This is a genomic window from Flavobacterium sp. ACAM 123 (assembly GCF_000264055.1).
In the GTDB taxonomy this organism is placed as follows: Bacteria; Bacteroidota; Bacteroidia; order Flavobacteriales; family Flavobacteriaceae; genus Flavobacterium.
The window spans coordinates 1-15,802 of the sequence record NZ_AJXL01000086.1; the positions used below are offsets into that span (position 1 = coordinate 1).

9 protein-coding genes are annotated in these 15,802 nt (G+C 34.8%); 4 read left to right on the forward strand and 5 right to left on the reverse strand.

Translation table 11 applies throughout. The features are described 5' to 3' along the window. Positions 1-13: 13 nt before the first annotated feature. From A3SG_RS0113890 to ychF, 5 genes are all read right to left on the reverse strand, one after another. Positions 14-2,710 (reverse strand): DNA gyrase/topoisomerase IV subunit A, encoded by a 2,697-nt coding sequence (locus A3SG_RS0113890; RefSeq protein WP_016990617.1) that lies wholly within the window; start codon positions 2,708-2,710, stop codon positions 14-16. Positions 2,711-2,962: 252 nt separating this feature from the next. Beyond that, positions 2,963-4,825, reverse strand: coding sequence for a DNA topoisomerase IV subunit B (locus A3SG_RS0113900; protein ID WP_016990619.1), 1,863 nt, complete (start codon positions 4,823-4,825; stop codon positions 2,963-2,965). Between the two features lie 102 nt (positions 4,826-4,927). Beyond that, the gene (gene pncB, locus A3SG_RS0113905) at positions 4,928-6,112 is read right to left on the reverse strand and encodes a nicotinate phosphoribosyltransferase (RefSeq protein WP_016990620.1); all 1,185 of its coding nucleotides are present in this window, start codon (positions 6,110-6,112) and stop codon (positions 4,928-4,930) included. A gap of 7 nt (positions 6,113-6,119) precedes the next feature. Then, on the reverse strand, positions 6,120-6,644 hold the full coding sequence (locus A3SG_RS0113910; RefSeq protein ID WP_016990621.1) for an NADPH-dependent FMN reductase: 525 nt from the start codon (positions 6,642-6,644) through the stop codon (positions 6,120-6,122). A gap of 478 nt (positions 6,645-7,122) precedes the next feature. Next, positions 7,123-8,217, reverse strand: coding sequence for a redox-regulated ATPase YchF (gene ychF, locus A3SG_RS0113915; protein WP_016990622.1), 1,095 nt, complete (start codon positions 8,215-8,217; stop codon positions 7,123-7,125). A gap of 310 nt (positions 8,218-8,527) precedes the next feature. Here ychF and A3SG_RS0113920 point away from each other — a divergent pair, with 310 nt between their 5' ends. From A3SG_RS0113920 to A3SG_RS0113935, 4 genes are all read left to right on the forward strand, one after another. Next, positions 8,528-11,347 (forward strand): TonB-dependent receptor, encoded by a 2,820-nt coding sequence (locus A3SG_RS0113920; RefSeq protein WP_016990623.1) that lies wholly within the window; start codon positions 8,528-8,530, stop codon positions 11,345-11,347. 208 nt (positions 11,348-11,555) lie between these two features. After that, positions 11,556-14,189 (forward strand): TonB-dependent receptor domain-containing protein, encoded by a 2,634-nt coding sequence (locus tag A3SG_RS0113925; RefSeq protein ID WP_016990624.1) that lies wholly within the window; start codon positions 11,556-11,558, stop codon positions 14,187-14,189. A 164-nt stretch (positions 14,190-14,353) separates the two neighbouring features. Then, complete coding sequence (locus A3SG_RS0113930) at positions 14,354-15,106, forward strand: class I SAM-dependent DNA methyltransferase (RefSeq protein ID WP_016990625.1); 753 nt, start codon at positions 14,354-14,356, stop codon at positions 15,104-15,106. A 114-nt stretch (positions 15,107-15,220) separates the two neighbouring features. Continuing rightward, positions 15,221-15,754 (forward strand): hypothetical protein, encoded by a 534-nt coding sequence (locus tag A3SG_RS0113935; protein ID WP_016990626.1) that lies wholly within the window; start codon positions 15,221-15,223, stop codon positions 15,752-15,754. Positions 15,755-15,802 lie beyond the last annotated feature (48 nt).

The window sequence follows — 15,802 nt, forward strand, 5'->3', positions numbered from 1 at the left end:
TTTTATTTAAAAGTTAAAACAGAATGATTTGTCCATCTTCATCGCGTTGAAAATCTGTACTATCATCCTTTGTACTTCTGCGTTCAAGAACAATCTCCTGAGGAGGATCATAAGGCAAGGACTCTAACATATTCACCTGCTTGATCTTGTCAGTAGTTAATTGGTTTCCTAAAGCCTTAAATCCTTTCACCGCGATAAAGTCTTCAATATTCACTGTTATCGCTTCTTTTTGAATCCCTTTTATTTTTGGAAAAACCAACTCAACTACCGGACGGTAATCGGTTGATACAATTTCCAATTGTGAATTTGGATGCTCGGTTATAATAAGCTCTTCTTTATTTTCAGTTTCCACCAAGAAACGTTTAATGTAGTAGCGCTGTTTTTCTCCATCGTAATAAATGGCAGAAATTGGTTTTTTAGGAGTCCATTTTTCTAACACCACCATATCTGAATCAAAATGAGTGGACAATTCAGGCGTAATTACCTTTATTTTCCCTGATTGTTGGATAATCAAAATTTTATCATTGGGTCTGAACTCCCCTAATAGCTCTCCTCTTTCATCTACATTCAATCTCTGCACCGTATCATCGTACCACACTTTTCTTGGGAGTAAGGTAGATATTCCCTTTTCTTTAATTTCAATTTTCTTAATTGGATATTTAGACACTAAATTCCCCTTAGAAGTGCGTCCTTTGATGGTCAAATTAGCAAAATCAAAATCAAATTTTAACTTCTTAATACTTCCTATCTGGCGCAACATAACAGTTATCACTTCAGCTTCACCATTTCGATTACAAGTAAAATATAGAATTTGCGATCCTTTATTTCCATTTGTCAAATCATACAATTTGTCTCTGGTAACTCCTGAAACGTTAAATCTTTTTATATAAGAAGGCCCCGATTTGCCGTCTCGATAAATCACGTTATAAATGGTACGCTTATCCCCTTTGTCAAAAATAGCAATATGAATGATGTCCTTACCCACAAAGGTTTTTGCATCCACTTTAGTGACCATCATATTTCCATCTCGAAGAAAAACAATTACATCGTCAATATCTGAACAGTCCGTCACGTACTCGTCTTTTTTCAAGCTGGTTCCTAAAAACCCTTCTTCTCTGTTAACGTATAATTTAGTGTTTCTTAAAACCACTTTTGTAGCTTCGATATCATCAAAAACACGAAGTTCAGTTTGACGCTCGCGACCCTTACCGTACTTCTCTTTTAGTTTAGCGAAATATGCAACTGCAAATTCAATTAAATGCTCTAAATCGTGTTTCACTTGCTCTATATTTCCTTCTAAAGCTTCAATTTTATCTTGTGCCTTATTGCTGTCGAATTTAGAGATACGCATGATTCGGATATCTAACAAACGGAGAATATCTTCTTCAGTAATAGCGCGTTTTAAATGTTTAATATGTGGTTTTAAACCATCGTCAACGGCTTGTATAACATCTTCTCTCGTCGTTTTTTCCTCAATATCACGGTATATTTTGTTCTCAATAAATATTCGCTCTAAAGATAAAAAATGCCATTGTTCTTCTAGTTCACTCAATTGAATTTCCAGTTCGCTCTTCAATAAACCTACCGTTCTATTAGTCGAAATTTTCAACATATCAGAAACACCTATAAACAAAGGTTTATTGTCTTCAATTACACAACCTAGTGGCGCTACGGATGTTTCGCAAGCCGTGAAAGCAAATAACGCATCAATCGTTTTATCTGGAGAGACCCCTGGAAAAAGATGAATTAGAATTTCAACATCAGCAGCAGTATTGTCTTCAATTTTTTTTATTTTTATTTTTCCTTTCTCATTGGCTTTTAAAATACTGTCAATTAAAGTAGTCGTATTAGTCGAAAACGGAATTTGGGTAATCACTAGGGTGTTTTTATCCAGTTGAGCAATTTTTGCACGCACCCGAACACGGCCACCTCGCAATCCATTATTATAGTTGGAGATATCTGCGATACCCTGGGTCATAAAGTCCGGATAAATCGTAAAGGGTTTTCCCTTCAGTATTTTTATCGATGCATCTATTAACTCATTGAAATTATGTGGCAATACTTTAGTAGAAAGTCCTACTGCAATACCCTCAGCACCTTGTGCCAAAAGCAATGGAAATTTAACGGGAAGATTGTTAGGTTCCGCTCTTCTACCATCATAAGACATTCCCCAATCTGTAATTTTTGGGCTATAAATTACCTCCAATGCAAATTTAGACAAACGGGCTTCAATGTAACGAGATGCCGCTGCACTGTCGCCGGTAAGGATATTCCCCCAGTTTCCTTGGCAGTCAATCAATAGTTCTTTTTGACCTATTTGCACCATGGCATCGCCAATGCTTGCGTCTCCGTGTGGATGATACTGCATGGTATGACCCACTACGTTAGCCACTTTATTATAACGGCCGTCATCTAATTCTTTCAGAGAATGCATGATTCTACGTTGAACCGGTTTAAAACCATCTTCAATTGCAGGAACGGCGCGCTCCAGAATTACATAAGAAGCGTAATCAAGAAACCAGTCCTTGTACATTCCTGTAACTTTAGTAATAGTATCATTTTCACCTTCGTGATTATCATAAAAATGCTGTCCCCCAGAAGTTACTACATCTTCAAAATCTTCTTCATTTGACTTACTAGATTCGTTTGATTCGCCTTGGGATTCACCTTCATTTTGCGGAATGATATTATCGTCTTCTTCGTCTTTCATTTAATAAAACCTATTGAATAGTAACAATTATATTTTAAATTTTTAATCCTTAAAAAGAATATTTTTCTTGACAAACATGCGTTGTTGTTATTACTTCATGTCCGTTTTTATCTTTTACTTTTTTCATCACAGTTTCGCATTCTTTGTGATCATTGCTTTTTATGATAAAAAAAGTAGCTGAAAAGGCAATAGTAAAAATCAAAATAATCGAGATGAGATGTTTTTTTTTATCATTATACTACTATTTTAAATTTACACTGCATCAATCACGTCCAACTCTACCTTCAAGTTCTTGATGATAAATTCTTGTCGGTCTGGTGTGTTTTTCCCCATATAGAAAGACAACAATTGCTCAATCGATGTGTTTTTATCCATCATAACAGGATCTAGCCGAATCGTTTCTCCAATGAAGTTTTTAAACTCATCTGGTGATATCTCTCCCAAACCTTTAAATCGCGTGATTTCTGGCTTTGGCTTTAGTTTTTCAATGGCTAATTTTCTTTCTTCATCAGAATAACAATAAATCGTTTCTTTCTTGTTTCGGACTCTGAAAAGCGGTGTTTGTAAAATGTACAAATGCCCTTCTTTTATCAATTCAGGGAAGAATTGAAGGAAAAAGGTAATCAATAACAACCGGATGTGCATTCCGTCGACATCGGCATCCGTTGCAATCACAATATTATTGTAACGCAGGTTTTCCATGTCATCTTCAATGTCTAATGCAGCTTGTAATAAATTAAATTCCTCATTTTCATAAACAATTTTTTTGTTCATGCCGTAAGAATTCAAAGGCTTTCCACGCAAACTAAAAACAGCCTGTGTATTCACATCTCGAGACTTGGTTATAGATCCTGATGCAGAATCTCCCTCTGTTATAAAAAGCGTACTTTCTAGATTCCTCGGGTTTTTCGTATCGGTGAGATGCGCACGACAATCCCTTAATTTTTTATTGTGTAAATTCGATTTTTTAGCTCGGTCCTTGGCTAATTTTCGAATTCCGGATAATTCTTTTCGTTCCCGTTCCGCCTGAAGAATTTTACGCAGTAGCGCGTCTGCAGTCGCCGTATTTCTATGTAAGTAATTATCTAATTTTGTTTTAACGAAATCATTAATAAAAGTGCGCACAGACGGCATTCCCGCTTCTGATCCCATATCAGCAGAACCCAACTTAGTTTTGGTCTGTGATTCAAATACCGGCTCCATCACTTTGATACTAATAGCACTTACAATTGATTTACGTACATCTGAGGCCTCAAAACTTTTATTGTAAAACTCACGTATGGTTTTTACAATAGCTTCGCGATAAGCCGCAAGATGCGTTCCCCCGTGTGTAGTATTCTGTCCGTTTACAAAGGAATGATATTCTTCGCTATATTGCGTTTTACTATGCGTTAAAGCGATTTCTATATCCTCTCCCTTCAAGTGAATGATGGGATATTCTAAATCATCAGCATGAATAGTTTCTTCTAACAAGTCTTTCAGACCATTTTCAGAATAATATTTTTCTCCGTTGAATGCTATCGTCAACCCATTATTTAAATAACAATAATTCTTCACCATCTTGATTACATACTCATAACGGTATTTGTAATTTTTAAAAATAGCTTCATCTGGAATAAAAGTAACCTTGGTTCCTTTTCTCTTGGTGGTATCAATAACCTCTTCTTCCAACATCAAATTACCAGCAGAAAACTCGGCGGCTTTTTGTTTATCATCACGAACAGATTCCACGCGGAAATAATTAGATAAGGCATTTACTGCCTTTGTTCCGACTCCGTTTAAACCCACCGATTTCTTAAAAGCCAAGGAGTCATATTTCCCCCCAGTATTCATCTTAGAAACCACATCAATGACTTTCCCTAAAGGAATTCCACGGCCATAATCTCTAACGTTTACCGTTTTGTCCTTGATGGTCACTTCGATTGTTTTACCAGCACCCATAACGAATTCATCGATACAGTTGTCCAGCACCTCTTTTAGAAGAATGTAAATCCCGTCATCAGGCGAAGATCCATCTCCCAGTTTACCAATATACATACCAGGACGCATACGGATGTGCTCTTTCCAATCGAGCGATCGAATATTATCTTCAGTATACTGATTTTGATCTGACATTTTAAATTTTGTGGATTTTGTGCTAATATAGGCTATCTCGCTATATTTTAAAAGAGGAAGCGATCAAAGTTATTAAGAATTATATTGACATTATAAAATCAATTAGTTTGAAGATTCTATTCCTAAAACTTGTTTGGCAAGAGCAATCATTTTTGGAGTTCCTGTGTGTTTATTTTTTTCATCTGATAATTTCACAACACCTTCCCAGCTGCTATTTGTAATCTTAGTTTCCTTGAGTTTTATTACCATATTCATTGCAGGTAAACCCACATCATTACTAAGGTTTGTACCAATTCCAAAAGACATTTTTATTTTACCTCGACAAAAGTCAGCAATGGCTTTTACCTTTTCTAAATTCAACGAGTCAGAGAAAACAATAATTTTAGAGCGTGGTTCTATTCCCATATTTTCGTAATGTGCGATTGTTTTTTTAGCAAACTCAATTGGATCACCACTATCGTGTCGCACACCATCAAAAAGTTTAGAAAATTTTTTATTGAACTGTTTAAAAAATACTTCAGTTGTGTAGGTATCCGTTAATGCGATACCCAGATCACCTTGATATATTTTTGTCCAATTCTCGAGACTTATGGCATTGGCCACTTTGAATCCATATTCTGATGCATGATACATAAACCATTCATGTGCATGAGTTCCTGACGGTTTTCTGTTTTGTAGCATCGCTAAATGTACGTTGCTAGTTCCTAAAAAAGCATCGGCACCAAAAGCATCTAATGTTTCAGTAACTAATTTTTGAACTGAATAAGAATGACGACGTCGAGTTCCAAATTCTAAAATTACAACTCCCAAACTATTGTAACTTTCTATTTTTGATTTAGCAATGCGTTTGACTTGTTCATCAGCTATGCGAGTTAAATTTTGAGACAGATAAAAAAGTTCTGAAATCAAAGCCATTAAAGGAACTTCCCAAAGAATCGTTCTATACCAATATCCTACAATAGTAACTTTTAATTCACTTCCATGCTGCTCAATACTAACTTCAGTAGGATCATACGCATAACCTTGCAAAAAATCTAAATACGTTGGATCTAAATAAGGACATTTCTCGGTCAGGAATTTCTTTTCGGCTACTGTTAATTTCAAGTGAATCATCGCATCGACAGCTTCACGAAGTAAAGCGGCAAAATGCGGTGGGAATTGATGATTTCCACGATTAATAAATTCATAACGAACTTCAGCTTTTGGAAAAAGCTTGATTACAGCATGCTGCATCGTAAATTTGTAAAAATCATTATCTAAAATCGAGTGTAATTGGACAAGAGTCATAGTTACTTTAAAAATTATCTTCTATTAATTTTTGAAGTTCTTTACGCAATTCAACATTACTGATTTGCTCCTTTTTAATATCAAAATTATCATCGAAGCTTGGTAATGAAAACGCGGCCTTAATATTTCCACCATAAAACGGAAAAGCTTTTTTAGCAATTTCTAACACAGCTGTACCCCCTTTAGCTCCTGGGGACGTAGACATTAACAACATGGGTTTTTCTTGAAAAACTTTACCAGAAATTCTGGTACACCAATCAAAAACATTTTTGAAAGCTACCGAATAATTTCCATTATTTTCCGCTAAGGAGACTACCAAAACATCAGCACTAGCAATTTTATCTAAAAAGGCTTGCGCTAGAGAATGCTCTCCTATTTCTTCTTCAATATCCACGGTAAATAAAGGCATGCTGAAATCGTTTAGATCCAAAACCTCCACTTCGTAATTTTCAAATAAGTGGGCTGCGGATGTCGCTAATTTTTTATTTATGGAATTTTTACTGGGGCTTGCGCCGAAAGCGACTATTTTCATATCATTCTGTTTTCACTAAATGTACTAAAAATTGGCACCAGCGCAAAATAATTAGAGATAGATTTAAAAAGTTAAAACAAGACTCCAGACTCATCAGCAGGTGTCATTTTGAATTTTATTATATTGATAGTACGCCGTCGAATTGGCACGGGTAGTAAGCATTACACTAGAACGCCTGAGACTAAAACATTATTTATGTGTCATTACTTAAAACTAATAGAACTTTTTTTCTCTAATTACCTACACAACATATAGATAAGTAAATTGTTTCATTCTAAATAATCGTTTTTTTCTTGATAAAATGCAGCAGCCAAAGAAAGCTCTTTTACTGTTTTAGAAAAATATAATTTACTTTAAATTTTGAGAGGTAGAGTCGGAAACAAGTTATCAACAGCCCGCTCTGTCTTAAGCAAACACAAAAAAACCGTAAAATTACTTCTACGGTTTCTCTATTCTGTGTTCTATTCTCTTAATACTATTACACGTTAAATCTAAAATGCATTACATCTCCATCTTTAACGATATATTCTTTTCCTTCTACTTTAAACTTTCCTGCTTCTTTACATTTCGCTTCTGAACCGTAATGAACAAAATCTTCATAAGCGATAACCTCGGCACGGATAAAACCTTTTTCGAAGTCGGTATGAATCACTCCTGCAGCTTGTGGTGCAGTTGATCCAACATCTATCGTCCAAGCACGAACTTCTTTTACACCTGCGGTAAAGTACGTTTGTTGTTTCAATAATTTATAAGCTGCTCTAATTAAAACAGAAGCTCCTGGCTCCGTTAAACCCATGTCTTCCAGAAAAACTTGACGTTCTTCGTAACTTTCTAATTCGGTAATATCAGCCTCTGCTCCTACAGAAAGAATAATAACCTCAGCATCTTCATCTTTTACTAATTCCCGAACCTGATCTACATATTTATTTCCGTTTACAGCTGAATTCTCATCTACATTGCAAACATACAAAACTGGCTTTGCAGTAATCAATTGAAAAGCTTCCATTAACAACTCTTCATCGTTATTTTGAGGAATGACTATTCTTGCCGATTTAGCTTGTAACAGCGTTTCTCTAATTCGATCTAAAAGTGCTTTTTCAGTTTGCGCTTCTTTATTTCCGGTTTTAGCTGCACGATTTACTTTCTCCAAACGTTTTTCAACGTTTTCAAGATCTTTCAATTGCAACTCAATATCAATAGTTTCTTTATCTCTAATGGGATTAACGTTTCCGTCAACGTGAACGATATTGTCATTATCAAAACAACGAAGCACGTGAATAATAGCATTACATTCCCTAATATTACCTAGAAATTGATTTCCTAATCCTTCGCCCTTACTGGCCCCTTTCACTAAACCTGCGATATCTACAATATCAACCGTTGCCATTTGCACACGTTCCGGCTTGACCAGTTCTTCTAATTTTTCAATTCTAGAATCGGGTACGTTGACCACTCCTATATTAGGTTCAATAGTACAAAAAGGAAAATTGGCGCTTTGCGCTTTTGCATTTGACAAACAATTAAATAATGTTGATTTCCCAACATTTGGTAACCCTACAATTCCTGCTTTCATGATAGTATTGTTTACATAAAACGTTTAATCGCTTTAAGTTTGATATTAATTTTAAAAAGTGTGCAAATATAAGATTTAATAAATCTCAGACATCATAATCAATAGATTAATGCATTTGTAAAGTTTTTTTTTAACTTTTTGAGTATCTCGTAATAAAACCGCAACTAATATGTCACATTAGGAAATTAACCCAATTATTATAGTAAAATCATATATTTTATAATAAAAACTAATTATATGTTAAACCCAAGTTAAAAACTTATTATCTTTCCAATGAAATTAAACCAACCAAAAACCAAAAGAACTTATTATGAGAAAAATTACCCTATTATTTTTACTGCTGAACGTCAGTTTTCTTTTTGCACAAAAAGAAATTTCAGGTTTAGTAAAAGATGCTTCTGGAGCGGCGCTTCCAGGAGTAAACATCGTCGAAAAAGGAACACAAAACGGGGTTTCAACCAACATTGATGGTGCTTACAAAATTAAAGTTAAAGAAGGCGCTACGATTGTTTTTAGCTATATTGGTTTTACCACCGTAGAGAAGGCTGCTACAGGTTCCACAGTTAATGTAGTTTTATCAGAAGAAGGCGGACAGGCATTACAAGAGATTGTAGTAACAGGATCGCGAACTCCGGTAAGAAGTAATACCAAAAGTCCTTTACCTATAGATGTAGTATCTGCGAAAGATCTAGTTTCTACAGGACAAACAACCTTCGACAAAGCTTTACAGTACAGAATACCATCATTTAGTACGGTACAAACTCCAGTAAATGACGCGACTTCTCTTTTAGATCCTTATGAAATTAGAAACATGGGGCCAAGTAGAACATTAATTTTAATAAACGGTAAACGTAAAAATTTAAGTGCTTTGTTGTACACGCAAACCTCTCCTGGACGTGGTGAAACGGGTTCTGATATTTCAGGAATTCCAATTGATGCAATCAAAGACATACAAGTTTTAAGAGACGGTGCATCTGCACAATACGGCTCTGATGCTATTGCTGGGGTAATTAACATTATCTTGAAAGATAACCCTGGTGGAGGTTCTGCAACATTAAGAACAGGAGTAACTTCTGCTGGTGATGGTGAAATGATTGGTGTTTCCCTGAACAATGGCTCTTCTATTGGTGATGATAGAGGGTTTATTAACTATACAGTAGATCTTTCAAAAACGAATGTATCAAATAGACCTGGAACAGTGGATGCTGCAGGAGAAGCTGCAGATTTTGGAGCTAACATTACCGATGTTAGAGAATTTTTAAGTAGAAATCCAGATGCTAACAACATAAATGGTGCGCCTGAAACTGCTGCAGCTAAGTTTTTAATAAATGGTGACTACAAACTAAGCGAGCAATCTGACATGTATTTTAATGCTGCTTTTATCAATAAAAAAGTAAACTCTTTTGCAAACTACAGAACGCCTTATTGGAGAACGGTTGAATCTATGCCATATTTAGCAAATTTTTTCCCTGGAAATAATCCAAACAATGCAGGAGGTTATGACGGATATGTTCCTACTTTTGAAGGAGACCTTAAGGACTACAATGCTACTATAGGTTTCAAATCTGTAATTAATGATTGGAATGTAGATGCTAGTTTTACGACTGGTGGAAACTCTCAAACCTATAAAGTAAATCAATCTCATAATAGAAACTTCGTTTATGTACCAACATATAACACAGAAACAGGAGAATTTGATGCAACTTCCATATACAGAGAGAACAGTAAAAAATCTTTTGATCCAGGAGGAACAGGTTTTTATCACAATGTTGGTAACCTAGATATCTCAAAAATTTTAACAGAAAATCTAAGTGTCGCTTTTGGTAGTGAATTTAGATATGAAACTTTTGAAGTTATAGAAGGTGAATTAGGTTCTTATGATGGTGGTGGTGCAGATTCATTTGCAGGTAATAGCCCAGAAAATTCAGGGAAATTTACCCGTTATAACTTTGGTGGGTATGCTTCTTTAAACTGGAATCCAACTGAAAACTTAACTTTAGACGGTACGATTAGAAATGAAAACTATTCTGATTTTGGAAATGCTTTTGTTTGGAAAGTAAGTGGAGCGTACACTATTAACGATAAATATACTTTAAGAAGTTCCTTATCTACAGGATTTAGAGCACCTACATTACACCAAATTTATACTCAAAAAGCACAATATAGTTTTGTGCCTGGACAAGGAATTCAAGTAGGTGGTTTGGTAAACAATGTCTCTTCTCAAGCTGGTTTATTAGGTATCCCTAAATTGAAACAAGAAACTTCTACAAACTTTACATTTGGTTTAGGTGGAAAAGTGAGTAGAAATTTTAGTTTTACAATAGATTATTATAGTATAAATTTAAAAGACAGAGTTGTTTTAAGTACAGAAATTGGCGCATCTGCAGCAGGTAATACTGCTTTAGACCAAATTTTGAGTGATAATAATTTGAGTGATTTAAGTTTTTTTACAAATGCTATAGATACAAAAACTTCTGGTTTAGATCTTGTAATAACTTACGACAAACTTGAAGTGGGTGATGGTAAATTAGGTTTTAACTTATCTGGAAACTATGTTATCGAAAATGCAAGAGATGGAGCAGTTAACAACCCAGCTATTGTTGAAGCTGCAGGACAATCTGTTGTTAATGATACTCAAGAAGCGTTATTCTTTACTTCAAGACCAGAAATGAAATTCATTTTAGGAGTCAATTATGACATTGGCAAATTTGGATTCAATTTTAACAATACCTATTTTGGTAAAACGAAATTTGCTCAACAAGGTTTACAAAATTTAGAAAGCATTTTTGTTAATCCAGCTGATATACCAGCGGGAGCTCAACAAGATGGTGGATCTGATTTAAGAACAGAGTTTACTCCAAAAGTTGTTACAGATTTAGGAATTAATTTTAATGCTACTAAAAAGTTGACCTTATCGTTAAATGTAAATAACATATTTAATGTGTTGCCAGAATGGAGTTTTACAAACGCAACTCCAACGGGTCAGGCAATTCTCGATGGTGCAGCTGTTACAAACTCTCCCTCTAACTTAATAACCTTTAACCAACGTTATTCTCAAATGACCTATGATGGGTACCACTTTAGTCAATTAGGAACTATGTTCAATTTATCTTTGAACTATAGATTTTAATTCTTAATCATCCTTTTTAAAAGGGCTATCCGCTGGATAGCCCTTTTTTTATATTGTGATTTTTCCTAGTGCTTGAGTTCAATTAATTACAAACAACGGATTTAATTGACCACTTTTTATAAAAACCTGGGAGTTTCCTTAAAATTTTGTTAAAAAAAATCTATATTGCATCAGAAATTTAGACTAAACAAAACCAAATTACCTTAACATGAAAAAAATCACATTATTATTTTTATTACTGAATGCCAGTTTCCTTTTTGCACAAAAAGACATTTCTGGAGTAGTAAAAAACAACTCAGGCTCTCCTCTTCCCGGTGTTAATATCATCGAAAAAGGAACACAAAACGGGGTATCCACCGATATGGCTGGTGCTTATAAAATGAAAGTCAAAGAAGGCGCTATTATTGTATTTAGTTATATTGGTTTTGCTAACGTAGAGAAGGCTGCTATAGGTTCTATAATTAACGTTGTTTTATCAGAAGATGGTGGTCAAGCCTTACAAGAAATCCAAATTGTAGGTTCCAGAAATACGAAAAGAACTGTCGTAAACTCAGCAGTGCCTATTGATGTCATTAATGTTAGAGATGTAACAACACAAAGTGGAAAATTAGAAATTAATGAGTTACTACAATATGTTGCTCCTTCTTTTAATGCTAACAAACAATCTGGTTCAGATGGGGCAGATCACGTAGACCCGGCTTCGTTAAGAGGATTAGGTCCAGATCAGACCCTAGTTTTAATCAATGGAAAAAGAAGACATCAATCTTCACTAATCAATCTTTTTGGAACTCGCGGACGTGGAAACACGGGTACGGATTTGAATGCAATTCCAGCAGCTTCCATCAAGAGAATTGAAATCTTGAGAGATGGTGCTGCGGCACAGTACGGCTCTGATGCAATAGCAGGAGTCATCAACATTGTGCTGAATGACAGCGTAGATGAGCTAACTGGTTCGATAACATATGGAGTCTATAACACCAATGCTAAAGGTGACTTCCTAGATGGAACTGCAAATACAGATGGATACCGATTAGATAAAAACGGAAATGGAAATTCATTTGGAAAAGACCAGTCTTTTGACGGAGGATCTGTAAAAGTGGCAGCAAATTATGGCGTTGCAGTTGGTGATAAAGGTGGTTTTGCTAACTTCACCACTGAATATTTAAATAAAAATAAAACATTACGCCCTGGATATGATTTCAGGAAAGGATTTGGAGAGGCGGCCATTCAAGGCTTTAATGTTTTTGGAAATTTTGCTATCCCGGTTTCAGACAAAACTGAGTTTTATGCTTTTGGAGGACGAAACTATAGAGATACTGACGCGTATGCTTTTACAAGAAATGACGGCGAACGAGTTGTAGAATCAATTTATCCCGGAGGGTATTCCCCCCGAATAACCTCAAATATTCTAGACAATTCCTTTGCAGCTGGCTTTAGAACAGAGACTGCCAGCGGATGGAAAATTGATATTAGTAATGCTTATGGTAAAAACCTTTTTCATTACTACATCAAAGGAACTATTAACGCTTCGTTAGAAGGTGCTTCCCCAACTGAGTTTGATGCTGGAGGTCATAGTTTAAGTCAAAACACTACAAATTTTGATTTCTCTAAAAACTACAGCTCAGTACTAAACGGAATGAATATCGCATTTGGAGCAGAGTTTAGAACAGAAAAATTCAATATTTTTGCTGGAGAAGAAGGTTCTTATTCTACTTACGATACTTCAGGAAGAGTGATTATTGATCCAACAACTCAATCTGCTCCAACAGATCCAATCTCTGGTGAATTAAGACCAGGTGGATCTCAAGGGTTTCCGGGGTACAGTCCTGCTAATATGGTAGATAAAAGTCGTACTAACCTGTCACTATATGCTGATACAGAGTTTGATATTACAAATGCATTGTTGATAAGTGCTGCTGCTCGCTATGAGAATTATAGTGATTTCGGAAGTACATTAAATGGAAAATTAGCTGCAAGAATTAAAGTTTCGAAAAACTTCAATATTAGAGGTTCTGTAAGTACTGGGTTTAGAGCTCCTTCATTAGCGCAAATTTATTATAATTTACGTTTCACAAATTTCAATGCATCTGGAGCAACAGAAGTGATACTATCGCCTAACAATAGTCCGGTTACTAATGCTTTTGGTATAGAAAAACTTAATGAAGAAAAGGCAGTTAATGCCTCTTTAGGTTTTACAGCTAATTTTGGTGACTTTACAGCTACAGTAGATGGCTACTCCATTAAAGTCAAAGATAGAATTGTTTTAACTGGATATTTCGATGCAAGTACATTTAACTTAGGTGTTTCAGAAGCACAATTCTTTGCTAATGGAGTTGACACAAAAACAACAGGATTAGATTTGGTTTTCGCTTGGAAAAAATCATTTGGAGTCTCAAAATTTAGTGCTACACTTGTTGGAAACATTAATGACATGAAAATTGAAAATGTAAAAAACAGGAATTTATCTGAAGATATTTTCTTTGGAAAAAGAGAGAAAGCGTTTTTATTGGCATCTGCGCCTAAGAGCAAATTTGGTTTAAACTTTAATTATTCGAAAAATAAATTTGATGCAGGTTTAGCTTTCACACAATTCAGCAAAGTAGTCTTAGTGGATTATGGAGATGAAGATGATGTTTATACAGCAAAAATGATTACTGATTTAACATTAGGGTATAAGCTTTCTAAAAGTCTTAAATTGAGCATAGGAAGCAACAACCTTTTTAATGTGTATCCAGACAAGCAAGACGAACAAGGAAATACAGAAGCTGGTGGTTACTGGGATTCAGTACAAATGGGTTTTAGTGGAGCTTATTATTATGCAAGATTAGGTCTTAATTTCTAGTACAACGGTTTAATTAGTATGAAAAGTGGCTGTCCTTTAAGGGCAGCCATTTTTTATATATCATATTTTTTACCTACATTTAGCGGCTATAACATTGAATTACAATAGCTAACTTATTTTAATAACAACAACCCCCATTACCGAATTACCTAAATTAACAAAACATGGCTACCTTATACGATGGAAAAATGGCCGCTATTTATGACGCCATGTACCAAACCTTTGTCGACTATGATGAAGAGTATCTGTTCTACAATCAATTACTTCAAGAATACAACTGTAAAACTATACTTGAAATAGGAAGCGGTACGGGGAATTTAGCTAAACGCTTTAAAGCTAACAATCAAGATTATACCGGTTTGGATTATAGTAGAAGCATGATTTCGATTGCAGAAAAAAGAACAAAGGATTGTCATTTTATCCACGGCGATATGCGGGGTTTTAACCTTGATAAAAAGGTAAATTCCATAATTATAACAGGACGTTCTACCAGTTATTTAATCTCTAACGATGATGTAAATGAAACGTTTTCTTGCCTATATAACAATATTACAGACGACGGTATTATAATTTTTGATTTCATAGATGCCAATCGATTTGTTCCTTACGCAAATGAAAATACAAGTATCACCCATAAGGCAGAACACGAAGGAGTCCACTACCTGAGGGAGAGCACTTGGGAGACCACTTCAATGGAAAATTTCATGTTAGATTGGATAGCGAGATATTATATTATTAGTGACTTAGGAAAAGAATTGATTGCCACTGATTATTCGACTGTTCGGATATTCACGTTAAATGAAATGCAATTGTTTTTGTATTTAAATCGTTTTGAAATCATACAAACGATAGATAGAAAGACCTATGCTTACGACACCTACGTCATTATAGCAAAAAAGAAGGTCAGGATTATTTGACAGTGCGCCCTTGTTTTCCGGAGTAAATAACACAAGCTTTTACAGTAATTATGTAACAATTATCAGGTTAAACACCCGTATCTTTATAATATATAAATCAGTAAATTAAATATTATGAAAATTATAATGTTAGGAATGGCCGCTTTTTTATTTTCTATAAATATCCAAGCACAGAAAAAAAATGTAAAATCAGAAGTTAAAACTAATATTACCACAGTTAAAGATTCTGACGGGAATAAACAAGTAATTAGAACCAAAGAGATAGAAGAAGTTCAAAGTATTGAATTGAAAGATTCTGATTCTAAAGTTTTAAATAAGAACATAAAAGAAAGTCCAGTAGAAGTTACTGCTACTACAAAAATCACAGAAAACGGGGTAACCAAATTAGTTAGTGTTGACCGATCTGCTTATTATGAGTTAGACGGAATGAAATATCAGGTAGCAAGTGACAAAAGTGGCTATACGATGTTCGCTCCAAACGGTGAGAAATCAGCAGTTTTAAGAAAAACGTCAAACAACAATTTCATCTACAAAGCGAAGGATAAATCATCTTATGGTTATTTTACTGCAGATGGAAATCTAGTTTTGGAAAATTATGATGAAGCTACGGATACGGTAACAATCACAACTTACATGATTACAAAGTAATATCAAAAATGGTAATAAAATAAAAAAATCCTGTTCGTTGAATTGAAC

Bases quoted from the DNA above. Each gene is read 5' to 3' on its own strand.
- A3SG_RS0113890 (WP_016990617.1), bottom strand. From the start codon at position 2,710: ATGAAAGACGAAGAAGACGATAATATCATTCCGCAAAATGAAGGTGAA.
- A3SG_RS0113900 (WP_016990619.1), bottom strand. From the start codon at position 4,825: ATGTCAGATCAAAATCAGTATACTGAAGATAATATTCGATCGCTCGAT.
- pncB (WP_016990620.1), bottom strand. From the start codon at position 6,112: ATGACTCTTGTCCAATTACACTCGATTTTAGATAATGATTTTTACAAA.
- A3SG_RS0113910 (WP_016990621.1), bottom strand. From the start codon at position 6,644: ATGAAAATAGTCGCTTTCGGCGCAAGCCCCAGTAAAAATTCCATAAAT.
- ychF (WP_016990622.1), bottom strand. From the start codon at position 8,217: ATGAAAGCAGGAATTGTAGGGTTACCAAATGTTGGGAAATCAACATTA.
- A3SG_RS0113920 (WP_016990623.1), top strand. From the start codon at position 8,528: ATGAGAAAAATTACCCTATTATTTTTACTGCTGAACGTCAGTTTTCTT.
- A3SG_RS0113925 (WP_016990624.1), top strand. From the start codon at position 11,556: ATGAAAAAAATCACATTATTATTTTTATTACTGAATGCCAGTTTCCTT.
- A3SG_RS0113930 (WP_016990625.1), top strand. From the start codon at position 14,354: ATGGCTACCTTATACGATGGAAAAATGGCCGCTATTTATGACGCCATG.
- A3SG_RS0113935 (WP_016990626.1), top strand. From the start codon at position 15,221: ATGAAAATTATAATGTTAGGAATGGCCGCTTTTTTATTTTCTATAAAT.